Raw genomic sequence first — 23,268 nt, 5'->3', positions numbered from 1 at the left:
GTGACGCCACGAACGCCAGACGTGAAGGTGATCTTCCGGGTTCCCATGGGATCTTCGGAGGGATCTGTATCAGCCATTGATACGCGCGAACGACGCCGGACCTCGGTCTGAGAGAATTGAGCCCGTGATCTCCCGAATCGATCTGCGCGGCGACGCCCTCCCCGAGGGCCCCGCCCTGCGCGACCTGCTGCCCCGAGCCGACTTCGACGTTCAGGCCGCCCTGGAGAAGGTGCGTCCGATCTGCGAGGCCGTGCATCATCGGGGCGACGCGGCGCTGATCGACTTCGCCGAGAAGTTCGACGGGGTCAGGCTCGACCAGGTGCGGGTGCCCGCCGAGGCGCTCACGCGCGCGCTGGCGGAGCTCGACCCGGCCGTACGCGCGGCCCTGGAGGAGTCCATCCGCCGCGCCCGTCTCGTCCACCGCGAGCAGCGCCGTACGACGCACACCACCCAGGTCGTGCCCGGCGGCTCGGTCACCGAGAAGTGGGTGCCGGTCGACCGGGTCGGGCTGTACGCGCCCGGCGGGCGGGCCGTCTACCCGTCCTCCGTGATCATGAACGTCGTCCCGGCCCAGGAGGCCGGCGTCGAATCCCTCGCCCTCGCCTCCCCGGCGCAGGCCGACTTCGGCGGTCTCCCGCACCCGACGATCCTCGCCGCGTGCGCGCTGCTCGGCGTCGACGAGGTGTACGCGGCCGGCGGTGCGACGGCCGTCGCGATGTTCGCGTACGGCACCGAGTCCTGCCCGCCCGCCCCCATGGTCACCGGCCCCGGCAACATCTGGGTCGCCGCCGCCAAGCGTTACTTCACCGGCAAGATCGGCATCGACGCCGAGGCCGGCCCGACCGAGATCGCGATCCTCGCCGACGACACGGCCGACCCGGTGCACGTCGCCTCCGACCTGATCAGCCAGGCCGAGCACGACCCGCTGGCCGCCGCCGTCCTCGTCACCGACTCCGTCGAGCTCGCGGACGCGGTGGAGAAGGAGCTGGAGCCGCAGGTCGCGGCCACCAAACACATCGAGGACCGGATCGTCCCGGCCCTCAAGGGCAAGCAGTCCGCGATCGTCCTCGTCGACGGCATCGACGAGGGCCTGCGCGTCGTCGACGCGTACGGCGCCGAGCACCTGGAGATCCAGACGGCCGACGCGGCCGCCGTGGCCGACCGGGTGCGCAACGCCGGCGCGATCTTCATCGGCCCCTGGGCGCCGGTCTCCCTCGGCGACTACGCGGCCGGCTCCAACCACGTGCTGCCCACCGGCGGCTGCGCCTGCCACTCCTCGGGCCTGTCCGTCCAGTCCTTCCTGCGCGGCATCCACATCGTCGACTACACGAAGGACGCGCTGGCCGAGGTCGCGCATCACGTGGTCACGCTGGCGGAGGCGGAGGACCTGCCGGCGCACGGCGCGGCGATCAAGGCCAGGTTCGGCTGGAAGGTACCCGGAAGCAAGTGACAGGCATCGACGATCTCCCCGTACGGGACGAGCTGCGCGGCAAGTCCCCTTACGGCGCGCCCCAGTTGGACGTCCCCGTACGGCTGAACACCAACGAGAACCCCTACCCGCTGCCCGAGCCCCTGGTCGAGCGGATCACCGCGCGTGTCCGCGAGGCGGCCCGCAACCTCAACCGCTACCCGGACCGGGACGCGGTCGAGCTGCGCACCCAGCTCGCCACGTACCTGACGGACACGTCCGGCTACGAGGTCGGCCTGGCCAACGTCTGGGCGGCCAACGGCTCCAACGAGGTCATCCAGCAGCTGCTGCAGACCTTCGGCGGACCCGGCCGTACCGCGATCGGCTTCGAGCCGTCGTACTCGATGCACGGCCTCATCTCGCGCGGCACCGGCACGGGCTGGATCTCCGGCCCTCGCAACGAGGACTTCACGATCGACCTCGCGGCCGCCGAGAAGGCCATCGCCGAGAACAAGCCGGACGTCGTCTTCATCACCACACCCAACAACCCCACCGGCAACGCGGTCCCGCCCGAGACCGTCCTCGCGCTGTACGAGGCCGCGCAGGCGGCGAAGCCGTCGATGGTCGTGGTCGACGAGGCGTACATCGAGTTCAGCCACGGCGACTCGCTGCTGCCGCTGCTCGAAGGTCGGCCGAATCTCGTCGTCTCCCGGACGATGTCGAAGGCCTTCGGCGCGGCCGGCCTGCGCCTCGGCTATCTCGCCGCGCACCCGGCGGTGGTCGACGCCGTCCAGCTCGTACGCCTGCCGTACCACCTGTCGGCCGTCACGCAGGCGACCGCGCTGGCCGCCCTGGAGCACACCGACACACTGCTGAAGTACGTCGAGCAGCTCAAGGCGGAGCGGGACAGGCTGGTGAGCGAGCTGCTCGCCATCGGCTACGAAGTCACCGCCTCGGACGCCAACTTCGTGCAGTTCGGCCGGTTCGACGACGCGCATGCCGTCTGGCAGAAGATCCTCGACCGGGGCGTCCTGGTCCGGGACAACGGCGTGCCGGGCTGGCTGCGGGTCACCGCCGGAACCCCCGAAGAGAACGACGCGTTCCTCGACGCGGTACGTGAACTGAAGAAGGAGCAGAGCGCATGAACCGCGTAGGCCGCATAGAGCGGGTGACGAAAGAGACCTCGGTCCTCGTCGAGATCGACCTCGACGGATCCGGCAAGGTCGATGTGGCGACCGGCGTCGGCTTCTACGACCACATGCTCGACCAGCTCGGCCGCCACGGCCTGTTCGACCTCACGGTCAAGACCGAGGGCGACCTGCACATCGACTCCCACCACACCATCGAGGACACCGCCCTCGCGCTCGGCGCCGCCTTCAAGCAGGCCCTCGGCGACAAGGTGGGCATCTACCGCTTCGGCAACTGCACGGTCCCGCTGGACGAGTCCCTCGCCCAGGTCACCGTCGACCTCTCCGGCCGCCCCTACCTCGTGCACACCGAGCCCGAGAACATGGCGCCGATGATCGGCGAGTACGACACCACGATGACCCGGCACATCCTGGAGTCCTTCGTCGCCCAGGCCCAGATCGCGCTGCACGTGCACGTGCCGTACGGGCGCAACGCCCACCACATCGTGGAGTGCCAGTTCAAGGCGCTGGCACGGGCCCTGCGGTACGCCTCCGAGCGCGACCCGCGCGCGGCGGGCATCCTCCCTTCCACGAAGGGTGCGCTGTAAAGCCATGAACGGTCTGTCGACCCTTCTGATCGTCGTCGGCCTCTTCCTGGTCGGCGGTATCTACTCCTTCGTCAAGCAGCAGATGCCGAAGGGCCTCATCGTGCTGCTGTCGATAGGCGCCGCGATGTGTCTCGTCGCGGGCGTCCTGAGGCTGGAGGTGTGGAATTGACCAACCCCAAGAAGGTCGTGGTCTTCGACTACGGCTTCGGAAACGTCCGCTCCGCCGAACGCGCCCTCGCGCGCGCGGGAGCCGACGTCGAGATCACCCGTGACTTCGACAAGGCCATGAACGCCGACGGCCTGCTGGTGCCGGGCGTCGGCGCCTTCGCCGCCTGCATGCAGGGGCTGACGGAGGCCCGCGGCGACTGGATCATCGACCGCCGGCTGTCCGGCGGGCGTCCCGTGATGGGCATCTGCGTCGGCATGCAGATCCTGTTCGCGCGCGGTATCGAGCACGGCGTCGAGACCGAGGGCCTCGGCGAGTGGCCGGGCTCGGTGGAGCCGCTGCAGGCCGACATCGTGCCCCACATGGGCTGGAACACCGTGGACGTGGCAGCCGGCTCCGAGCTGTTCGCCGGACTGGAGGCGGACGCGCGGTTCTACTTCGTGCACTCCTACGCCGTCCACGACTGGGCCCTGGAGACGCACAACCCGCACATGACCGCTCCCAAGGTCACCTGGTCCACGCACGGCAAGCCCTTCGTGGCCGCCGTGGAGAACGGCGCCCTGTGGGCCACCCAGTTCCACCCCGAGAAGTCCGGCGACGCCGGAGCGCAGCTGCTCACCAACTGGATCGGAACCCTGTAGAGACATGGCCAAGCTCGAACTCCTCCCCGCCGTCGACGTCCGCGACGGCCAGGCCGTCCGCCTCGTGCACGGCGAGTCCGGCACCGAGACGTCCTACGGCTCCCCGCTGGAGGCGGCCCTCGCCTGGCAGCGTTCCGGCGCCGAGTGGCTGCACCTGGTCGACCTGGACGCCGCCTTCGGCACCGGCGACAACCGCGAGCTGATCGCCGAGGTCACCAAGGCGATGGACATCAAGGTCGAGCTGTCCGGCGGCATCCGCGACGACGCCTCCCTGGCCGCCGCCCTCGCCACCGGCTGCACGCGCGTGAACCTCGGCACGGCCGCCCTCGAGACTCCGGAGTGGGTCGCCAAGGTCATCGCCGAGCACGGCGACAAGATCGCCGTCGGTCTCGACGTACGCGGCACGACCCTGCGCGGCCGCGGCTGGACCCGCGACGGCGGCGACCTCTACGAGACGCTGGAGCGCCTCAACAACGAGGGCTGCGCCCGCTACGTCGTCACGGACATCGCCAAGGACGGCACCCTCCAGGGCCCGAACCTGGAGCTGCTGAAGAACGTCTGCGCGGCGACGGACCGCCCGGTGGTGGCGTCGGGCGGCGTCTCGTCCCTGGACGACCTGCGGGCCATCGCCGAGCTCGTCCCGCTCGGTGTCGAGGGCTCCATCGTCGGGAAGGCCCTGTACGCGAAGGCGTTCACCCTGGAAGAGGCCTTGGAGGCTGTGTCGTCATGAGCGATGCCGTGCGGCGCGTGCAGAGCGGAAGTCCCTGGGAGGAGTCCTTCGGTTTCGCACATGCCGTCGCGGCGGGCGATCGTGTGCTGGTGGCGGGCACCACGTCCTTCAAAGGGCATGTGCTGTACGGGGAGGGCGACCCGTACGAACAAGCCAAGGTGGCGTTCACCGGCGCGTTGGAGGCGATCGCCGAGTTCGGGCTCGGTCCCGAGTCGGTGGTCCGGACCCGGATGTACCTGAGCCATCAGCGGGACGTCGACGAGGTGGCCCGGGCGCACAAGGATCTCTTCGACTCCGTGCGCCCGGTCTCGACCCTGGTGGTCGTGGAGGGCTTCGTCGACCCGCGCATCCTGGTCGAAGTAGAGCTAGAGGCATACAGAGGAGCCGTGGATTCATGACCCTGGCGGTCCGAGTCATCCCCTGCCTGGACGTGGACAACGGCCGGGTCGTCAAGGGCGTCAACTTCCAGAACCTGCGCGACGCGGGCGACCCCGTCGAGATGGCCAAGGTGTACGACGCCGAGGGCGCCGACGAGCTGACGTTCCTGGACATCACCGCCTCGTCGGGCAACCGCGAGACGACGTACGACGTGGTGCGCCGCACCGCCGAGCAGGTGTTCATCCCACTGACGGTCGGCGGCGGCGTGCGTACGGCAGAGGACGTGGACAAGCTGCTGCGCGCGGGCGCCGACAAGGTGGGCGTCAACACCGCCGCCATCGCCCGCCCCGACCTGATCCGCGAGATCGCCGAGCGGTTCGGGCGGCAGGTGCTGGTGCTGTCGGTCGACGCGCGGCGCACTCCTGAGGGCACCTTCGAGGTGACCACCCACGGTGGCCGCAAGGGCACCGGCATCGACGCCGTCGAGTGGGCGCACCGGGCCGCCGAGCTCGGCGCGGGAGAGATCCTGCTCAACTCGATGGACGCGGACGGCACGAAGGACGGCTACGACCTGGAGATGATCCGGGCGGTCCGCAAGCACGTGACGGTCCCGGTGATCGCCTCCGGCGGCGCCGGCAAGCTCGCCGACTTCCCCCCGGCCGTCGGGGCGGGGGCGGACGCGGTGCTGGCGGCGTCGGTGTTCCACTTCGGGGATCTGCGGATCGGCGAGGTCAAGCAGTCGCTGCGGGAGGCGGGCCACCCGGTGCGGTGACGCTCGGCTCGGCTCGAGTGCCCCGGTTGCCCAGGTGGGTGGCCGGGGCTTCTTCGTGAGTAGATAGAAAAGGAAAGTTGCACAAAATCTATTGCGCAACTTTTCCTTCGCATCTACCGTCGAGGCATGACAGGCACGGAGAAGAACCGCCGGATCACGGACGTGGGCACGCTCAAGGCGCTCGCCCACCCGCTGCGGATGAAGCTCTACCGAGGGCTCACCGTCGCCCGCGTCGCGACCGCGTCCCAGCTCGCCGAGCAGGTCGACGAGGCCGTCTCACTGGTCAGCTACCACCTGCGCAAGCTCGCCGAGCACGGACTCATCGAGGAGGCCGAGCCGCGGAGCGCGGACGGCCGGGAGCGCTGGTGGCAGCCCGCCTCGGACGGCGTGAGCATCCGGGACGAGGACTTCAGGGACGCGCCGGAGAAGGCCGCCGCGCACACCGCCGCCAGCCGGCTCTTCTTCGAGCAGCGGGCCGACATGTACCGCCGCTTCCTCGACGAGCGGACACACTGGGACGAGGAGTGGAACTCCGTCGCGGAGTCCTCCGAGTCGACGCTGCGGCTGACGGCGGCCGAACTGGCCGAGCTGACCGCCGAGTTGCTAGCCCTCGTCCGCCGGTACGACGAGCGCGGCCGGGCCGCCGACGCCGCGGGCGACACCGAGGGCCGCGAGAACGTCGCGGTGCACACGTACGCCTTCCCGTTCCGCGTCTGAGAGAGGACACCCCTCCCGTGACCGCCACGCTCATGGCAGCGACCGACGTCGTCGACAGAGCCGCCCACCGCGACCGCAACGTCCTGCGCTGGCTCGCCGCCTACACCTCCTCGATGATCGGCGACAACGTCTACTACATCGCCCTGTCCTGGGCGGCCGTACAGGCCGGTTCGCCGGCCCAGGCCGGGGTGGTCATGGCGGTGAGTGCTCTGCCGCGGGCCCTGCTGATGCTGGGCGGGGGAGTGATCGCCGACCGGCTCGGGCCGCGCAAGGTCGTCATCGGCAGCGACGTGGTGCGGTGCGCGGCCGTCCTCGCGGTGGCCGGGCTGTTGTTCCTCACCACTCCGGGGCTGTGGCCGCTCGCCGCGCTCGCCCTGGTCTTCGGCACCGTCGACGCCGTGTTCATGCCGGCCCTGGGCGCGCTCCCCGCGCGCGTGACGACACGCGGCCAACTCGCGCGCGTGCAGGGCATGCGGGGCCTCGGGATCCGCTTCGCGAGCGTCGTCGGAGCTCCGCTCGGCGGACTCGGGGTCGCGGTCGGGGGCGCGGCGGCCGCGTTCGGCGTCGCCGGGTTGCTCATCGCGGTGTCGGTGCCGCTGCTGATCTCCGTGCGGGTGCGGGAGCTGCCCGCCGACGACAAGGCCGCCGCGCAGGGCGGCACCGCCTGGCGCGACCTGGTGGCCGGACTCGGCTACATCCGCCGCCACCGGGTGCTCGCACCGCTGATGCTCGCCATCGCCCTCGGCGACCTCGGCTTCGTCGGCCCGCTCAACGTCGGCCTGACACTGCTCGCCGACGAGCGGGGCTGGGGCGCCTCCGGGATGGGCTGGGTGCTCGCCGGTTTCGGCGTCGGTGCGGGTGCCGCGTCCCTGCTGCTGACCGTGCGCGGGCGCCTGCCGCACGCCGGGCGGGTGGCGGGGTACACGATCCTCGCCGGGTCGGTCGCGATCGGCGCCCTGGCCTTCGTGCCCGGCGTGGTCGCCGCCGTCGGGGTCGCCCTGCTCGTCGGACTGCTCGCCGGGCTCAGCGGCGCCATGTGCGGCGCCCTGCTGCAGACCCATTCCGACGCCGCCTACCTGGGCCGCGTCACGGCCGTCTCCGGGCTGGTCAGCCTCGGGTTCGCGCCGCTCAGCATGCCCCTGTCCGCCGCCGCCATCGGTGCCTGGGGTACCGGCCCGGTCTTCGTGGTCAGCGCGGCGGTGTGCGGGCTGGGCGGAGTGATCGCCCTGTGCGTGCCCGGCCTGCGCCGCGCCGAACTGCCCCGCTGACGGCCTCGCGCGCGGCTGCCCTCAGATACCCAGCTGCTTCGTCTCGTGCAGCTTGGCGATCGCGTCCTTGTCGCCGTCCAGCTCCACCTTGGCGGCGCTCTGCCGGCCGTAGGCGAACAGCAGCAGCTCCGAGGGCTCGCCGGTCACCGTGACGACCGGCGTGCCCTTGTGGGCGACCGCCGTCTGGCCGTTGGGGCGGCGCAGCACCAGGCCGGTGGGGGCGCTGCGGCCCACCAGCCGGGCGGAGCGCTCGAAGCGGGACCAGAGGGCGTCCTGGAAGACCGGGTCGAGCTCGCGCGGCGTCCAGTCCGGCTGGGCGCGGCGGACGTCCTCGGTGTGGACGTAGAACTCGATCGTGTTCGACGCCTCGTCGATCTGCTTGAGCTGGAAGGGCGAGAAGCGCGGCGGGCCGGTGCGGATGAGCTGGATCAGCTCCTCGTACGGCTTCGCCGCGAACTCCTCCATCGCCTTCTCCAGACGCGACCCCAGCTGCTTGATCAGCAGGCCGGCGGCGGCATCGGGGCGGCGTTCGCGCACCACGACGTGCGCGGCGAGATCACGGGTCTGCCAGCCCTCGCAGAGGGTGGGGGCCTCGGGGCCCTCGGCCTCCAAGAGGTCGGCGAGGAGAAGTCGTTCACGCTGGGCGAAGGTCGACATGCAGTCAGCCTACGACCACGTACCAGGTCCGCCCACCCGTCACCCGACCACCACCCCACACCGAGGCGCTTCGCGCCGCCCCTATCCACTCAGTGGACACCGAGCCGTCACTGTCAGTGGCAGGCGGCACAATGGCATCCATGACCACCAGCACGCCCCGTCAGCCCAGTCGGCTGGACCCCGAGATCGCCGCGCGCCTCAAGCGCAGCGCGGACGGACTCCTGCCCGCCATCGCCCAGCAGTACGACACCGGAGAGGTGCTGATGCTCGGCTGGATGGACGACGAGGCCCTGCATCGCACACTCACCACCGGCCGCTGCACCTACTGGTCGCGCAGCCGGCAGGAGTACTGGGTCAAGGGCGACACCTCCGGCCACTTCCAGTGGGTGAAGTCCGTCGCCCTGGACTGCGACGCCGACACCGTGCTCGTCAGGGTCGACCAGGTCGGCGCTGCCTGCCACACGGGCGCGCGTACCTGCTTCGACGTGGATGTGCTGCTCAAGGACGCCGATTCCGGCGTACCGGCAGCCGATCAGTAAGGTCAGCCGCCATGGACCTCGAGACGTTCCGCAAGCTGGCCTCCGACCGCCGCGTCATTCCGGTCACCCGCAAGCTCCTCGCCGACGGCGACACCCCGGTCGCGCTCTACCGCAAGCTCGCCGCCGAGCGCCCCGGCACCTTCCTGCTGGAGTCCGCGGAGAACGGCAGGTCCTGGTCCCGCTACTCGTTCGTGGGCGTACGCTCCGCGGCGACCCTCACCGAGCGCGACGGGCAGGCCCACTGGCTCGGCGCCCCGCCCGTCGGCGTCCCCGTGGAGGGCGACCCGCTGGCCGCCCTGCGCGCCACCATCGAGGCCCTGCACACCCCCCGTGACCTCGCCCACGACCTGGGCCTGCCGCCCTTCACCGGCGGCATGGTCGGCTACCTCGGCTACGACATCGTGCGCCGCCTGGAGAAGATCGGCCCCGGCGAGCGGGACGACCTGAAGCTGCCCGAGCTGACCATGCTGCTCACCAGTGACCTCGCCGTCATGGACCACTGGGAGGGCTCCGTCCTGCTGATCGCCAACGCGATCAACCACAACGACCTCGACACCGGCGTCGACGAGGCCTACGCCGACGCGGTCGCCCGCCTCGACGCCATGCAGGCGGACCTCTCACGCGCGGTCGCCCAGCCCCCGGCCGCCCTGCCGCCCTCCGAACTGCCGGAGTACACCGCCCTGTGGGGCGGAGAGGACTTCCAGGAGGCCGTCGAGGACATCAAGGAGCGCATCCGCGCCGGGGAGGCCTTCCAGGTGGTCCCCTCCCAGCGCTTCGAAACGCCGTGCACGGCAAGCGCGTTGGACGTGTACCGGGTGCTGCGGGCGACCAACCCCTCCCCGTACATGTACCTGTTCCGCTTCGACGGCTTCGACGTCGTCGGCTCCTCGCCGGAAGCCCTGGTGAAGGTCGAGGACGGGCAGGCGATGGTCCACCCCATCGCCGGCACCCGGTGGCGCGGGGCCACCCCGCAGGAGGACCAGGCCCTCGCCGAAGAACTGCTCGCCGACCCCAAGGAGCGCGCCGAGCACCTCATGCTGGTCGACCTGGGCCGCAACGACCTGGGGCGGGTCTGCGAGCCGGGCTCGGTCGAGGTCGTCGACTTCATGTCCATCGAGCGCTACTCCCACGTGATGCACATCGTCTCGACGGTGACCGGACGCGTCGCCGAGGGCCGTACCGCCTTCGACGTGCTGACCGCCTGCTTCCCCGCCGGCACGCTCTCCGGCGCCCCCAAGCCGCGCGCGATGCAGATCATCGACGAACTCGAGCCGTCCCGGCGGGGGTTGTACGGCGGCTGCGTCGGCTACCTCGACTTCGCGGGCGACTCCGACACCGCCATCGCCATCCGTACGGCCCTCCTGCGGGACGGCACGGCGTACGTCCAGGCGGGCGCGGGCATCGTCGCCGACTCGGACCCGGTCGCCGAGGACACCGAGTGCCGGAACAAGGCGGCGGCGGTACTGCGCGCGGTGCACACGGCGAACCGGCTCAAGTGAACGCGGGTGAGCCCGGCCGGCCGTCTCACCCGAACCCCGGGTGACTGATCGTTCGGGGTTCGGGTGATAGTGGAGTACGTGACTGCCGTACCGCACCCTCGTTCCGAAGCCCCCGGTTCCGCCCGGGCCGGCCGTATGAGTCTCGCCGTCGCCCTGCTGTGCGGGGCGCTCGGCGCGGCCGTGGCGCTGCTCTCCACCCGGCAGCGCTGGTCGGAGGGCACCGTGACGGTGGCCGGCGGCCCGTTCCCGCTGATCGCCAAGGGCAGCGACGTCACGGGCGTCCCCGCGGCCCTGGCGATAGTGGGGCTCGCCGCGCTCGTCGCCGTCTTCGCCGTCCGCCGGGCCGGCCGCTTCGTGGTCGCCGGCCTGCTCGCGCTCTCCGGCGCCGGCACCGTCGCGGCCGCCCTGCTCGGCGCCTCCGACAGCTCCGCGCTCGACGAGAAGGCCGCCCAGGCCTCCGGCGACACCTCGGCCACCGTCCAGGCCCTCACCCACACGGCGTGGCCGTACGTCGCGGCCGTGGGCGGCGTCCTGATCCTGCTCGCCGGACTGCTGGCCCTGCGCTACGGCCGGCTCTGGCCCGGGATGTCCGGCCGCTACGAGCGCGGCGGCGCATCCCGCCCGCGCCGCGAGGCCCCGGCCACCGACCCCGACCGCCCCGAGGACCTGTGGAAGGCTCTCGACCGGGGCGAGGACCCGACCGGCGCGTAGCGCTCCGCGGGTAGGGCCGTCTTTCACTGCGGGCCGGTGGGGCTGGTCGCGCCCGCGCGGCGGTAGCCGCAAATCCAACGGAGCCCCGCGCCCCTGAAGGGGCGCTGCCATTCCCGGCGTCGACTCGGGAGGGCTACCCCCGATCACCCCATGCGCACGCGTGCGGGACAATGACAGCGAGCGTCCGGCTCGGACACGTACTTCAGCAACGAGGAGCAAGTAATGGCGGGCAGCAGCCACGGTCACACCCCGGCCGCCTGGACCGGTGTCACGATCGCCTTCATCGGTTTCTGCGTCTCGGGCGCCTTCATGGTGTTGGCTCAGCCCGTGGGCTTCTGGGCCGGCCTGGGGATCGTGGTCCTCGGTGGCGTCATCGGCTGGATCATGCGCGGCATGGGCCTCGGCCAGCCCAAGGACGCTCACGTGCTCCTCGCGGAGAAGCGCGAGCCGGCGGACGTCCAGAGCTGATTGCGTACGGCTCTCCCGTACGACCGCGTCGAGGGGCGGCTTCCGGTACACCGCGTACCGGAAGCCGCCCCTCACGCGCGCGTGGGGGGCCGCAGAGGGCAGAATGCGAGGCGTGAACTCCGACGGCCAGGGGATGACGCGGTCCGGCACGGGGAGCGTGTTCGGGCGGCTCGCCGTGCCTGCGGGCGTGCTCGGAGCCGTCGTGGGCGCCTTCGCCTACGTGGGCGCCGTGGACCCGAACGAACCCGGCCACTACCCCGCCTGTCCGCTCCTCCAGGTCACCGGGATCTACTGCCCCGGCTGCGGCGGACTGCGCAGCGCGCACGCCGTCGTCCACGGGGACTTCGCGGCGGCGCTCCAGGACAACGCGCTCGCTGTCGTCGGCTATGTGCTCTTCGCCGTGGTGTGGACCGTCTGGGTGATCCGGGCGGCGCGAGGGCGACCGCTCGCGCTCGATCTCTCGCCGGTGCGCCTGTGGGCGGCGGGGGCGTTGGTGCTGGTCTTCACCGTTGTCCGGAATCTGCCGTCCGGTGGCTGGCTGCATCCTTGATCAACTGGAGAATGTCCAGGTAGTGGGACGTGGCGTCAACCGGATGCGAGGCCTACGCCCTCCTGCGGATACCATCGCAGTGACCATAGGTTTTGAACCGCTTTCACAGTCAACCGTCTGGAAGGGGGCCGCTCGCGTGAGTGTGCTCGACGAGATCATCGACGGAGTCCGTGCCGACCTCGCGGAGCGGCAGGCGCGCGTCAGCCTCGACGAGCTCAAGGAGCGCGCGGCGAAGGCTCCCGCGGCCAAGGACGGGGTCGCCGCGCTCAGGGGCGACGGCGTCAAGGTCATCTGCGAGGTCAAGCGCTCCAGCCCCTCCAAGGGTGCGCTGGCCGCGATCGCCGACCCGGCCGGGCTCGCCGCGGACTACGAGGCGGGCGGCGCGGCCGTCATCTCCGTCCTCACCGAACAGCGCCGCTTCGGCGGCTCGCTGGCCGACCTGGAGGCCGTCCGCGCGCGCGTGGACATCCCGGTCCTGCGCAAGGACTTCATCGTCACGTCGTACCAGCTGTGGGAGGCCCGGGCCTACGGCGCGGATCTCGCCCTGCTGATCGTGGCCGCGCTGGACCAGCCCGCCCTGGAGTCGCTGATCGAGCGTGCGGTCTCCATCGGCCTCACGCCCCTCGTCGAGGTGCACGACGAGGACGAGGTCGAGCGCGCGGTGGACGCCGGCGCGAAGGTGATCGGCGTCAACGCGCGCAACCTCAAGACCCTCGAGGTCGACCGCTCCACCTTCGAGCGCGTGGCCCCCGAGATCCCCGACACCATCGTCAAGGTCGCCGAGTCCGGCGTCCGCGGCCCGCACGACCTCATCGCCTACGCCAACGCCGGCGCCGACGCCGTCCTGGTCGGCGAGTCCCTGGTCACGGGCAAGGACCCCAAGTCCGCGGTCTCCGACCTCGTGGCGGCGGGCGAGCACCCCGCATTGCGGCACGGCCGAGGCTGATCACCCGCTAGGCTGACCCCGATGAACCGCACTGTGACGACCGTGGACCGGTACGCCCGCCTCGCGCGCGGCTGCCGCCCTCGCGGCTGCCGCGCGCCGGCACGCCGCGTGCACGGCCGTCGCGTGCGATACGTCATCGGAGACGAACCTGGGCAGGTAAACGGCCGTCGATGGCAGCGCGCCCCATAGGGGCGCGGGACTCTGTTCGATTTGCGGCTACCGCCGCGCGTGCGCGACCAGCCACATCGGGCCCGCAGCCAACGGACAAACCCCGCCCCCACGGCGATCAGTGCTGTTCACACACCACTCACCGTGAGGTTCACTCATGCCCAGCGACTTCTTCATCCCCGACCCGGAGGGTCAAGTCCCCACCGCCGAGGGCTACTTCGGCGCCTTCGGCGGCAAGTTCATCCCGGAGGCCCTCGTCGCCGCCGTGGACGAGGTGGCCGTCGAGTACGACAAGGCCAAGCACGACCCCGAGTTCGCCCGGGAACTCGACGACCTGCTGGTCAACTACACCGGCCGCCCCAGCTCCCTCACCGAGGTGCCGAGGTTCGCCGAACACGCCGGTGGCGCACGGATCTTCCTGAAGCGGGAAGACCTCAACCACACCGGCTCCCACAAGATCAACAACGTCCTCGGCCAGGCCCTGCTCACCAAGCGCATGGGCAAGACCCGAGTGATCGCCGAGACCGGGGCCGGCCAGCACGGCGTGGCGACGGCGACGGCCTGCGCGCTCTTCGGCCTCGAGTGCACGATCTACATGGGCGAGATCGACACCCAGCGCCAGGCCCTCAACGTGGCCCGCATGCGCATGCTCGGCGCCGAGGTCATCGCCGTGAAGTCGGGCAGCCGCACCCTCAAGGACGCCATCAACGAGGCGTTCCGCGACTGGGTCGCCAACGTCGACCACACGCACTACCTGTTCGGTACGGTCGCCGGCCCGCACCCCTTCCCCGCGATGGTCCGCGACTTCCACCGCGTCATCGGGGTGGAGGCACGACGCCAGCTGCTGGAGCGCGCCGGACGCCTCCCCGACGCCGCCATCGCCTGCGTCGGCGGCGGCTCCAACGCCATCGGCCTCTTCCACGCCTTCATCCCCGACACGGACGTACGCCTCATCGGCTGCGAGCCCGCCGGGCACGGCGTCGAGACCGGCGAGCACGCGGCGACCCTGACCGCCGGCGAGCCCGGCATCCTGCACGGCTCCCGCTCCTACGTCCTCCAGGACGAGGAGGGCCAGATCACCGAGCCGTACTCGATCTCGGCGGGCCTGGACTACCCCGGCATCGGCCCGGAGCACTCCTACCTCAAGGACATCGGCCGCGGCGAGTACCGCGCGGTCACCGACGACGCGGCCATGCAGGCGCTGCGCCTGCTGTCCCGCACCGAGGGCATCATCCCGGCCATCGAGAGCGCCCACGCGCTCGCCGGTGCCCTGGAGGTGGGCAGGGAGCTGGGCAAGGACGGGCTGATCGTGGTCAACCTGTCCGGGCGCGGTGACAAGGACATGGACACGGCCGCCCGCTACTTCGGCCTGTACGACACCGACGCCGAGGTCGCCGCCGACGCCAACGGCGGTGCCGCCGAGATCCAGGGGGACGCCAAGTGAGCGGAAACATCCAGCTGTTGACGGACACCCTGCAGGCCGCCAAGGCCGAGGGCCGCTCCGCCCTCATCGCCTACCTCCCGGCCGGGTTCCCGTCCGTGGACGGCGGCATCGAGGCGATCAAGGCCGTGCTCGACGGGGGCGCCGACGTCGTGGAGGTGGGTCTGCCGCACAGCGACCCCGTCCTCGACGGCCCCGTCATCCAGACCGCCGACGACATCGCCCTGCGCGGCGGCGTCAAGATCGCGGACGTCATGCGGACGGTCAAGGAGGCCCACGCGGCCACCGGGAAGCCGGTCCTCGTCATGACGTACTGGAACCCCATCGACCGCTACGGCGTCGAGCGCTTCACCGCCGAGCTGGCCGAGGCGGGCGGTGCGGGCTGCATCCTGCCCGACCTGCCCGTCCAGGAGTCGGCCCTGTGGAGGGAGCACGCCGAGAAGCACGGGCTCGCGACCGTCTTCGTCGTGGCGCCCAGCAGCAAGGACGAGCGGCTCGGGCAGATCACCTCGGCGGGCAGCGGCTTCGTCTACGCCGCCTCGCTGATGGGCGTCACCGGTACCCGTGAGTCCGTGGGCGCGCAGGCGCAGGACCTGGTCGAGCGCACCCGGGCCACCGGCACCGAGCTGCCCGTCTGCGTCGGGCTCGGCGTCTCCAACGCCGAGCAGGCCGCCGAGGTCGCCGGGTTCGCGGACGGCGTGATCGTCGGCTCGGCCTTCGTCAAGCTGATGCTGGACGCGCCGGACGACGCGGCCGGCGTCGAGGCTGTCCGCGCGCTCGCCGGTGAGCTGGCGAAGGGCGTGCGCGGGCAGGCGTAACCAGGCGGGATTTCATACAGCTCCCTCGTAAGGGTGGACCTGTGGCCGGGGAGGCGCGCTGCGCCTCCCCGGTTCGTTCTGCGGGTGTGAGCGAAAAGAATCGTGAGGGAAAGCGGACCGCCCGAGAGCGGCTGGCGGTCGAGCGGGAGAAGCAGAAGGCCGCCGACAAGCGGCGCCGCGCGCTGATCGTGGGCGCGAGCGTGGTCTGCGTCCTCGGACTCGCGGCGGTGGTCGGAGTCGTCGCGGCGAACGCCGGCAAGGACGACAGCAGTGACGCGGGGCCGGTGGTGGGCCCCTCGGGGGCGCAGGGCAAGGACGGCCTCGCGATCCCGGTCGGCGAGGAGAGCGCCAAGTCGACACTCACGGTCTGGGAGGACTTCCGCTGCCCGGCCTGCAAGTCCTTCGAGGACGCGTACAGGTCGACGATCCACGAGCTGACGGACTCCGGGAAGCTCAAGGTCGAGTACCACCTGGCGACGATCATCGACGGCAACATGGGCGGCACCGGCTCCCGCAACGCCGCCAACGCCGCGGCCTGCGCCCAGGACGTCGGGAAGTTCGTGCCGTACCACGACGTGCTGTACCAGAACCAGCCGCCGGAGGTCGACGACGCCTTCGCGAAGAACAGCAAGCTCCTGGAACTCGCGGGCAAGGTCGACGGCCTGGACACGCCCGCCTTCCGCAAGTGCGTCGAGAACGGCACGCACAACAGCTGGGTCGACAAGTCCAACGACGCGTTCAAGGAAGGCGGCTTCAGCGGTACGCCGACGGTGCTGCTGAACGGCAAGAACATCTACCAGGACCAGACGATGACTCCGGCCAAGCTGAAGCAGATGGTGGAGGAGACCGCCAAGGGATGAACCGGCGTGGGCAGGGCCTGCTCGGGGCGCTGCCTGTTATGGACCCGTAGCCGGGCCGCCCGACATCGGCGCCGCCCGGCAGGGTAGCGTCGACCTTGCCATGGAACTTGCCTACATTCCCAGCCCGTCGCGCGGGGTGATCCACCTCGGCCCCGTCCCGCTGCGCGGCTACGCGTTCTGCATCATCATCGGTGTCTTCGTAGCCGTCTGGCTCGGCAACAAACGCTGGATCGCCCGGGGCGGGCGGGCCGGCACGGTGGCCGACATCGCGGTCTGGGCCGTGCCCTTCGGCCTGATCGGCGGCCGGCTCTACCACGTGATCACGGACTACCAGCTGTACTTCAGCGAGGGCCGTGACTGGGTGGACGCCTTCAAGATCTGGGAGGGCGGCCTCGGTATCTGGGGCGCCATCGCCTTCGGGGCGCTGGGCGCCTGGATCGGCTGTCGGCGCCGGGGCATCCCGCTGCCCGCGTACGCCGACGCCGTCGCGCCCGGCATCGCCTTCGCGCAGGCGATCGGGCGCTGGGGCAACTGGTTCAACCAGGAGCTGTACGGGCGGCCGACCGATCTTCCGTGGGCCCTGGAGATCACGTCCTCGACGGACGGACGGGTGCCGGGCACCTACCACCCGACATTCCTGTACGAGTCGCTGTGGTGCATCGGTGTCGCGCTGCTGGTGATCTGGGCCGACCGCCGCTTCAAGCTGGGGCACGGGCGGGCGTTCGCGCTGTACGTCGCCGCGTACTGTGCGGGGCGGTTCTGGATCGAGTACATGCGCGTGGACGACGCCCACCACATCCTCGGGCTGCGGCTGAACAACTGGACCGCGCTGATCGTGTTCCTGCTCGCGGTGACGTACATCGTGCTCTCGGCGAGGAAGCGGCCCGGCAGGGAGACCGTGGTTGAGCCGGGTGCGGAGGCCTCCGGCGGTGAAGCCGACGGTGAGGTCGAGGGCGGCACCGACGCCGATGGTGAGAGGACCGACGCCGAGAAGGCCGAGGCGGACTCCACCGACTCCTCGGACGCGGAGGCCGAGAAGGAAGCGAGCGACGAGGCCGAGTCGGCGAAGAAGAGCTGACGCTTCGTTGTACGGCGATGGGGCGCTCGGAACTCTCCGAGCGCCCCTCGTTGTGTGTGGGCGACGGGTTTCGTGAGTCCGGCACCGCCGGAGCGCGCCGTGTAGGTACTCGCCGTTGTGGCGGAAAGGAACAGGTCAGCGTCGGCGAGCGAGTGACAGGGTTCGCTGGGCCGCCGACACCACCGCCGCGTCGATGAAGGTTCCGTCCTGCAGGGCCTGGGCGCCGTGTTCCGTTGCCGCTGCCTTGACGATCGTTTCCGCCTGTTCCAGTTCCGCCTCCGTGGGCAGGTAGGCACGTTCGATCACCGGGAGCTGGCGGGGGTGGATGGCCGCTCGGCCCAGGAAGCCCAGGGTGCGGCCGTGGGCGCAGGACGCCGCAAGGCCCTCCAGGTCGCGGATGTCCGGGTGGATGGACTGGGCCGGCGGAGGCAGGCCGGCCGCCCGCGCGGCCACGATGACACGGGAGCGGGACCAGTCGAGGCCCGCGTCGCCCCGTACGCCCAGGTCGGCCCGTAGGTCCGCCTCGCCCAGCGAGATGCCGTGCAGGGAGGGGTGCGCGGAGGCGATCGCGTGTGCGCGCTCGATGCCGACGGCCGACTCCAGGAGGGCGTGGAGCGGGGTCGTGCCCGGGTCGTCGGCCGGCGTGGTCTGGGCGAGGTGGATGATCTGCTCGGCGGAGATCACCTTGGGCAGGCGCAGGGCGGACAGGCCGGGGAGGGCGGCCAGCACCGTGAGGTCCTGCGCCGCCGGCGGGGTGCCCAGGGCGTTCACACGGACGTGGACCGGGACGGGCTGTTCCGCTTCGGAGAGCAGATCGGCCGTGGCCGCCCGGGCGTAGTCCTTGCGGTCCGGGGCGACCGCGTCCTCCAGGTCGACGATGACGATGTCGGCGCCGGACGCCAGGGCCTTGGCCACCACACGCGGGCGGTCGCCGGGAACGTACAGCCAGGTCAGGGGGTACGGAACGGACTTCGCCGGACTCGTCACAGGGCGCCCTCCTCGCGCAGGGCCGCCAGTTCGGCGGGGGTCAGGCCCAGGTCCGTGAGGATCTCGTCGGTGTCGGCGCCGTGCGGGCGGCCCGCCCAGCGGATCGCGCCGGGGGTGGCGGAGAGACGGAAGAGGACGTTCTGCATGCGCAGGGGGCCGAGTTCGGGGTCGTCGACGGTGGTGATCGTGTCGAGGGCCCCGTACTGCGGGTCCGTCATCACCTCCCGTACGTCCTGGACCGGGGCCACCGCCGCCTCCGCCTTCTCGAAGGCCGCGAGCACGTCGGCGCGGGTGTGGCGGGCGATCCAGTCGCCGACCGCCCGGTCCAGGACGTCGGCGTGGCGGGCCCGGTCGGCACCCGTCGCGAACCAGGGTTCGTCGATCAGGTCGGGGCGCCCCACCAGGTGCATCACGCGCTCGGCGATCGACTGGGCGGAGGTGGAGACGGCGACCCAGGTGCCGTCCGCTGTGCGGTAGGTGTTGCGCGGGGCGTTGTTGGCTGAGCGGTTGCCGGTGCGTTCCTGGACGTAGCCGAGCTGGTCGTACCAGGTCGCCTGGGGACCCAGCGCCAGCAGCATCGGCTCGATGAGGGCCATGTCGACGACCTGGCCCTCGCCGGTGCGTTCGCGGGCGGCCAGCGCCGTCAGCACCGCGTACGCGGTCGCGAGGCCCGCGATCGAGTCGGCCAGGCCGAAGGGCGGGAGCGTCGGGGGCGCGTCCGGTTCGCCGGTGAGCGCGGCGAAGCCGCTCATCGCCTCGGCGAGGGTGCCGAAACCGGGGCGGTGGGCGTAGGGGCCGAACTGGCCGAAGCCGGTGACGCGGGTGAGGACCAGGCGCGGGTTGGCGGCGGAGAGCTCCGGCCAGCCCAGGTCCCATTTCTCCAGGGTGCCGGGGCGGAAGTTCTCGATCACGACGTCCGCGGTCGTGGCGAGGCGCAGGAAGGTGGCGCGGCCACCGGGCTTGGACAGGTTCAGGGTGATCGTGCGCTTGTTGCGGCCGAGGAACTTCCACCACAGACCCACGCCGTCCTTCGACGGGCCGTGGCCGCGGGAGGGGTCCGGTTTCTCGGGGTGCTCGACCTTGACGACCTCGGCGCCGAAGTCGCCGAGCATCGTGGCGGCGAGGGGGCCGGCGAACAGGGTGGCCAGGTCGAGGACGCGCAGGCCGGCCAAGGGGGCGGCGTCGGCTGCTTCGGTCATGACGCGTACCGTGCCTCGATCTCGGGGCGGTACGGCATCGACGCCGAGGCGCCCTCCCGCTGGACCGACAGCGCTGCCGCTGCCGCCGCCCAGGCCAGTGCGTCCCGCATCGGGCGGCCTTCGCCCAGGGCCACCGCGAGGGCGCCCACGAACGTGTCCCCGGCGCCGGTGGAGTCGACGGCGGTGACCTTCGGGGCCGGGACGGTCAGGGGGTCGGCGCCGCGGGTGGCGTACAGGCTGCCCGCCGCGCCCAGGGTGACGACGACCTCCGGCACCCGCTCGAGCAGCGCGGTGGCGGCCTCGCGCGGGTCGGTGCGGCCGGTGAGGGTGGTGGCCTCGTGCTCGTTGGGGACCAACAGGTCGATGGCGGCGAGGAGTTCGTCCGGGAGCGGCTGGGCGGGGGACGGGGTGAGGATCGTACGGACGTCGTGGCGGTGGGCGGCCTGCGCGCCGGCGAGGACCGCGGCCAGCGGGACCTCCAGCTGGAGCAGCAGGAGGTCGGCGGAGGCGATGACGCCCTCGTCGCCGGGGCTCAGATGGTCGACCGTGCCGTTCGCGCCGGGGATCACGACGATCGCGTTGCCGCCCTCGTCGTCCACGACGATGTGCGCGGTGCCGGAGGGGCCCTCGACCGTGCGGAGGTCGTCGGTGTCCACGCCGGAGTGTTCGAGGGTGGAGCGCAGGTGGGCGCCGTAGGCGTCGTTGCCGACGGCGCCGATCATCAGGACGTCGCCGCCCGCGCGGGCCGCCGCGATCGCCTGGTTGGCGCCCTTGCCGCCGGGGATCGTGCGGAACTCCCGTCCCGTCACGGTCTCGCCGCGCTGTGGGGCCTTTGCGACATAGGTGACAAGGTCCATGTTCGTGCTGCCGAGCACGACGATGTCGGTCATGGGCGAGTGGCCTCCAAGTGGGTGGGTGCCTCGTGGACTTGGGGGGCGGGTTGAGGTGTGCGGAGGTGGTCGGGGCTGTGGGCGAGTTCGTGGGTGAGCCGGGCCAGTGCGTCGAAGCCGGTGCCGTTGAAGTCGGCGATGGAGGTGGCGAGGCGGTTCTTGAGGGGGGCGGTCCAGCGGTCGGGGAGGGCGCAGGGGGCGCCGGCGAGGAGGGCGGCGATGCTGCCCGCGGTCGCGCCGTTGGAGTCGGTGTCCCAACCGCCGGACACCGCGCGGCAGATGGAGCCGGTGAAGTCGCCGTTCGCGTGGGTGAGGGCGGCGGCGATCAGGGCGGTGTTCGGGATGGCGTGCACCCAGTGGTGGGTGGGGGAGTAGGTGGCGTGGAGTTCGTCGACGACCGTGCCGAAGTCCTCGTGGGAGCGGGACAGTTGGATCGCCTGGCGGATCGCCTGTGCCAGGCGGGAGGCCGGGGGGATCACCCTGAGTCCGGTGCGCAGGCAGGCGTGGATGTCGTGGGGGCCCCTCGCCGTCGCCGCCTGGGCGATGACGGCCGCCGTGAACATCGCCGCGTAGACGCCGTTGGCGGTGTGGGTGAGGGCGGCGTCGCGGTGGGCCTGTTCGGCCGCGGCGGACGGGTTGCCGGGGTTGGTCCAGCCGTGGACGTCCGCGCGGATGAGGGCGCCGATCCACTCGCGGAAGGGGTTGCGGTGGCGGGCCGTGTGCGGGGGTTCGAGGCCGAGGAGGAGATTGCGGTGGGCGATGCGTTCGGCTGTGAAGGTGCGGCCCGGAGGGAGTTCGTCGAGCCAGAGGCGCGCCACGTCGGTGGTGGTGAAGGCTTTGCCGTGGCGTTGGAGCAGGAGGAGGTTGAGAAGGGGGTAGTTGAGGTCGTCGTCCTCGGGCATGCCGTCGATGTTCTCGGCGAGGGAGGTGGTGGCCGAGCGGCGGTTCCAGGGGTACTTCGTGGTGAGGTCTTCGGGGACTCCCCTGGCCGTGAAGTAGTTGCTGAGCGGCCAGTTGCCGGTGGACCGGGCGAGTTGGCGGATGGCTTCGAGGGGAAGTTTCTCGACGGGCTTGCCCAGGAGACAGCCGACTGCTCGGCCGAGCCAGGCGGCTTCGTAGCGGATCGGGGTGACCGCTCCGGCGACACCACCGCCGGCGGGCTCAGCGGTTCCACTGCTCGCAGGCTCTGACGGCCAGTTCGGGCACAGAGACTTGATCGTCTCCAGGTCTGTCGGCTCCGCGTCCTTAAGACTGCTGGGCAGATCTGCCAGTTCGTCCAGCAAGTCCTTGGCCAGCGTCCTGAGATACCGGGACGCCGGTTCTGCTGACGCCCCCGCCCGCAAGGGCGCCTCCCCACCACCCGCCGCCCGCCACCTCTCCGCGATCCTCGACGGCTCCCGGCCGTCCAGGGCCGCCTGCCGGAGTTCGTGTCCCAGGAGGTCCTCCGGCTGGACCCAGGTCAGTCGGAGCATCCTCGGCCCCCCAACGCGGTGAACGCCGCCTCATGCGCCCTGCGTCGGCGGACGTCCCGCTCGTGGATTTCCCTCGCGACCTCGGTCAACGCGCGGGGCGGCTCCCAAAGGTCCAGACGGCTGGCCTCCGCGACGGTCTTCGACCAGTCCTCCGGGACCGGTGAGCCCAGGGCCCCGGCCAGTGCGCCCGCCATCGTCGCGATCGAGTCGCAGTCACGTCCGTAGTTCACCGCGCCCAGCACCGCCTGGCGGTAGTCGCCGCTCGCGATCAGCAACATGGCGAGGGCGATGGGGAGTTCCTCGATCGCGTGGAGACGGGAGGGGCGGCGGGCGCCGAGGGAGGGGGTGCGGTAGTCGGGCCCGACCGTGTCGTACGGACTCACCGCCTCACGCAAGGGCCCCAGTGCCGGCTCGAAGCCCGGGTAGCCACCTGCCACTTCGCAGACGCTCTCGATCGCTGTCCGCGTGCCGTCCTTCGCCAGCGACAGGCAGGTCGAGATGACCGAGTCCGGTGTCGCCCCTGGTGTGCACGCCGCCGCCACCGCCGCCGCGAAGACGCCCGCCGCCTCACGGCCGTACGACGACTGGTGGGCGCCCGCGACGTCCAGCGCCTCGGCGTAGGCGGCGGGCGGGTCGGCCGCGTTGACCAGGCCCACCGGGGCCATGTACATCGCCGCGCCGCAGTTGACGATGTTGCCGACGCCTGCTTCCCGGGGGTCCACATGGCCGTAGTGGAGGCGGGCCACCAGCCATTTCTCCGCCAGGAAGACCCGGTGCAGGGGGAGGGCCTCCGCCTCCAGCTCGGGGATCCAGCGCGGGTTCGTCATCAGGTCCGGGACCAGGTGGTCCGCGATGGAGTACGCGTCCAGGTGGTCACGGACCCGCGCATAGACCCGCACCAGCGCGTGCGTCATCAACGTGTCGTCGGTGACGTGTCCGTCGCCCTTGTGGTACGGCGCGATGGGGCGGGCCGTGCGCCAGGCGTCGCCGTTCCAGGGGCCGACGATGCCGTGGACGCGGCCGCCGTGGCGCTGAAGGATCTGGTCGGGGGAGTAGCCCTCCACCGGGCCGCCGAGGGCGTCGCCGACCGCCGCGCCGACCAGGGCGCCGGTGATCCGCTCGTCGAGACGCGGGCCACTGCTTTCTTCTGCTTTGGGCGTCATGCCCCGA

Annotated in this window: 27 protein-coding genes; 21 read left to right on the top strand and 6 right to left on the bottom strand. The window is 71.5% G+C overall.

The annotated features are described in order from the left end of the window. Nucleotides 1-124: 124 nt before the first annotated feature. From hisD to IF78_RS0118185, 10 genes are all read left to right on the top strand, one after another. Nucleotides 125-1,450 (top strand): histidinol dehydrogenase, encoded by a 1,326-nt coding sequence (gene hisD, locus IF78_RS0118230; protein WP_031483399.1) that lies wholly within the window; start codon nt 125-127, stop codon nt 1,448-1,450. Then, a complete protein-coding gene (locus IF78_RS0118225; protein WP_031483401.1) occupies nt 1,447-2,553 on the top strand; it encodes a histidinol-phosphate transaminase in 1,107 nt (368 codons plus the stop codon). Before hisD ends, IF78_RS0118225 begins: the two co-directional genes overlap by 4 nt. Next, nucleotides 2,550-3,143: an imidazoleglycerol-phosphate dehydratase HisB gene (hisB, locus tag IF78_RS0118220; RefSeq protein WP_031483403.1), complete on the top strand. Its 594-nt coding sequence runs from the start codon at nt 2,550-2,552 to the stop codon at nt 3,141-3,143. The genes IF78_RS0118225 and hisB overlap by 4 nt, the downstream gene beginning before the upstream one ends. A gap of 4 nt (nt 3,144-3,147) precedes the next feature. Continuing rightward, nucleotides 3,148-3,312, top strand: a complete 165-nt coding sequence (locus tag IF78_RS48910; RefSeq protein ID WP_031483405.1) for a hypothetical protein — start codon at nt 3,148-3,150, stop codon at nt 3,310-3,312. After that, on the top strand, nt 3,309-3,950 hold the full coding sequence (gene hisH / locus IF78_RS0118210; protein ID WP_031483407.1) for an imidazole glycerol phosphate synthase subunit HisH: 642 nt from the start codon (nt 3,309-3,311) through the stop codon (nt 3,948-3,950). Before IF78_RS48910 ends, hisH begins: the two co-directional genes overlap by 4 nt. A 4-nt stretch (nt 3,951-3,954) precedes the next feature. Then, on the top strand, nt 3,955-4,680 hold the full coding sequence (gene priA / locus IF78_RS0118205; protein WP_031483409.1) for a bifunctional 1-(5-phosphoribosyl)-5-((5-phosphoribosylamino)methylideneamino)imidazole-4-carboxamide isomerase/phosphoribosylanthranilate isomerase PriA: 726 nt from the start codon (nt 3,955-3,957) through the stop codon (nt 4,678-4,680). Beyond that, the gene (locus tag IF78_RS0118200; RefSeq protein WP_031483411.1) at nt 4,677-5,078 is read left to right on the top strand and encodes a RidA family protein; all 402 of its coding nucleotides are present in this window, start codon (nt 4,677-4,679) and stop codon (nt 5,076-5,078) included. Before priA ends, IF78_RS0118200 begins: the two co-directional genes overlap by 4 nt. After that, nucleotides 5,075-5,830, top strand: coding sequence for an imidazole glycerol phosphate synthase subunit HisF (gene hisF / locus IF78_RS0118195; RefSeq protein WP_031483413.1), 756 nt, complete (start codon nt 5,075-5,077; stop codon nt 5,828-5,830). The genes IF78_RS0118200 and hisF overlap by 4 nt, the downstream gene beginning before the upstream one ends. Before the next feature lie 126 nt (nt 5,831-5,956). After that, nucleotides 5,957-6,547: an ArsR/SmtB family transcription factor gene (locus IF78_RS0118190; protein ID WP_031483415.1), complete on the top strand. Its 591-nt coding sequence runs from the start codon at nt 5,957-5,959 to the stop codon at nt 6,545-6,547. Between the two features lie 32 nt (nt 6,548-6,579). Continuing rightward, nucleotides 6,580-7,815, top strand: coding sequence for an MFS transporter (locus IF78_RS0118185; RefSeq protein ID WP_031483417.1), 1,236 nt, complete (start codon nt 6,580-6,582; stop codon nt 7,813-7,815). A gap of 21 nt (nt 7,816-7,836) precedes the next feature. On the opposite strand, the gene IF78_RS0118180 is transcribed toward IF78_RS0118185, so the two are convergent. Next, nucleotides 7,837-8,472, bottom strand: coding sequence for a TIGR03085 family metal-binding protein (locus tag IF78_RS0118180; protein ID WP_031483419.1), 636 nt, complete (start codon nt 8,470-8,472; stop codon nt 7,837-7,839). Between the two features lie 140 nt (nt 8,473-8,612). Between IF78_RS0118180 and hisI the strand changes: the two genes are divergently transcribed. The 11 genes from hisI to lgt all read left to right on the top strand — a co-directional run bounded on the left by hisI (nt 8,613) and on the right by lgt (nt 17,550). Continuing rightward, complete coding sequence (gene hisI, locus IF78_RS0118175) at nt 8,613-9,011, top strand: phosphoribosyl-AMP cyclohydrolase (protein WP_107049969.1); 399 nt, start codon at nt 8,613-8,615, stop codon at nt 9,009-9,011. An 11-nt stretch (nt 9,012-9,022) separates the two neighbouring features. Continuing rightward, the gene (locus IF78_RS0118170; protein ID WP_031483423.1) at nt 9,023-10,510 is read left to right on the top strand and encodes an anthranilate synthase component I; all 1,488 of its coding nucleotides are present in this window, start codon (nt 9,023-9,025) and stop codon (nt 10,508-10,510) included. Nucleotides 10,511-10,579: 69 nt separating this feature from the next. Then, complete coding sequence (locus IF78_RS0118165) at nt 10,580-11,221, top strand: TIGR02234 family membrane protein (RefSeq protein ID WP_031483425.1); 642 nt, start codon at nt 10,580-10,582, stop codon at nt 11,219-11,221. 222 nt (nt 11,222-11,443) lie between these two features. Continuing rightward, a complete protein-coding gene (locus IF78_RS0118160; protein WP_031483427.1) occupies nt 11,444-11,689 on the top strand; it encodes an HGxxPAAW family protein in 246 nt (81 codons plus the stop codon). 103 nt (nt 11,690-11,792) lie between these two features. Then, nucleotides 11,793-12,239 carry a DUF2752 domain-containing protein gene (locus tag IF78_RS0118155; protein WP_031483429.1) on the top strand — a complete coding sequence of 149 codons (447 nt, stop codon included), beginning with the start codon at nt 11,793-11,795 and terminating at the stop codon, nt 12,237-12,239. A 136-nt stretch (nt 12,240-12,375) separates the two neighbouring features. Continuing rightward, nucleotides 12,376-13,185 (top strand): indole-3-glycerol phosphate synthase TrpC, encoded by an 810-nt coding sequence (gene trpC / locus IF78_RS0118150; protein ID WP_031483430.1) that lies wholly within the window; start codon nt 12,376-12,378, stop codon nt 13,183-13,185. A 21-nt stretch (nt 13,186-13,206) separates the two neighbouring features. Beyond that, nucleotides 13,207-13,374 (top strand): tryptophan biosynthesis modulator TrpM, encoded by a 168-nt coding sequence (gene trpM / locus IF78_RS50880; protein ID WP_369122750.1) that lies wholly within the window; start codon nt 13,207-13,209, stop codon nt 13,372-13,374. Between the two features lie 136 nt (nt 13,375-13,510). Continuing rightward, nucleotides 13,511-14,797, top strand: coding sequence for a tryptophan synthase subunit beta (gene trpB / locus IF78_RS0118145; RefSeq protein WP_031483432.1), 1,287 nt, complete (start codon nt 13,511-13,513; stop codon nt 14,795-14,797). After that, nucleotides 14,794-15,612, top strand: coding sequence for a tryptophan synthase subunit alpha (gene trpA, locus IF78_RS0118140; protein ID WP_031483434.1), 819 nt, complete (start codon nt 14,794-14,796; stop codon nt 15,610-15,612). The genes trpB and trpA overlap by 4 nt, the downstream gene beginning before the upstream one ends. A gap of 86 nt (nt 15,613-15,698) precedes the next feature. Continuing rightward, nucleotides 15,699-16,472 carry a DsbA family protein gene (locus IF78_RS0118135; RefSeq protein WP_031483436.1) on the top strand — a complete coding sequence of 258 codons (774 nt, stop codon included), beginning with the start codon at nt 15,699-15,701 and terminating at the stop codon, nt 16,470-16,472. A gap of 100 nt (nt 16,473-16,572) precedes the next feature. Continuing rightward, nucleotides 16,573-17,550, top strand: coding sequence for a prolipoprotein diacylglyceryl transferase (gene lgt, locus IF78_RS0118130; protein WP_031483438.1), 978 nt, complete (start codon nt 16,573-16,575; stop codon nt 17,548-17,550). Between the two features lie 135 nt (nt 17,551-17,685). On the opposite strand, the gene IF78_RS0118125 is transcribed toward lgt, so the two are convergent. From IF78_RS0118125 to IF78_RS0118105, 5 genes are read right to left on the bottom strand one after another with little or no spacing between them, the layout of a single operon-like run. Continuing rightward, on the bottom strand, nt 17,686-18,537 hold the full coding sequence (locus IF78_RS0118125; protein WP_031483440.1) for an HpcH/HpaI aldolase/citrate lyase family protein: 852 nt from the start codon (nt 18,535-18,537) through the stop codon (nt 17,686-17,688). Further along, nucleotides 18,534-19,736, bottom strand: coding sequence for a CaiB/BaiF CoA transferase family protein (locus tag IF78_RS0118120; protein ID WP_031483442.1), 1,203 nt, complete (start codon nt 19,734-19,736; stop codon nt 18,534-18,536). The genes IF78_RS0118125 and IF78_RS0118120 overlap by 4 nt, the downstream gene beginning before the upstream one ends. Beyond that, nucleotides 19,733-20,626: a ribokinase gene (rbsK, locus tag IF78_RS0118115; protein ID WP_031483443.1), complete on the bottom strand. Its 894-nt coding sequence runs from the start codon at nt 20,624-20,626 to the stop codon at nt 19,733-19,735. The genes IF78_RS0118120 and rbsK overlap by 4 nt, the downstream gene beginning before the upstream one ends. Further along, the gene (locus IF78_RS0118110) at nt 20,623-22,098 is read right to left on the bottom strand and encodes an ADP-ribosylglycohydrolase family protein (RefSeq protein ID WP_051827979.1); all 1,476 of its coding nucleotides are present in this window, start codon (nt 22,096-22,098) and stop codon (nt 20,623-20,625) included. Before IF78_RS0118110 ends, rbsK begins: the two co-directional genes overlap by 4 nt. Continuing rightward, entirely contained in the window at nt 22,086-23,261 is a 1,176-nt protein-coding gene (locus tag IF78_RS0118105; RefSeq protein ID WP_031483447.1) for an ADP-ribosylglycohydrolase family protein, read from the bottom strand. The genes IF78_RS0118110 and IF78_RS0118105 overlap by 13 nt, the downstream gene beginning before the upstream one ends. Nucleotides 23,262-23,268 lie beyond the last annotated feature (7 nt).

The organism is Streptomyces bicolor, assembly GCF_000719285.1.
Classification (GTDB): Bacteria; Actinomycetota; Actinomycetes; order Streptomycetales; family Streptomycetaceae; genus Streptomyces; species Streptomyces bicolor.
The sequence above is the reverse complement of the archived record's forward strand: the minus strand, read 5'-3'. Positions and strand labels throughout refer to the sequence as shown.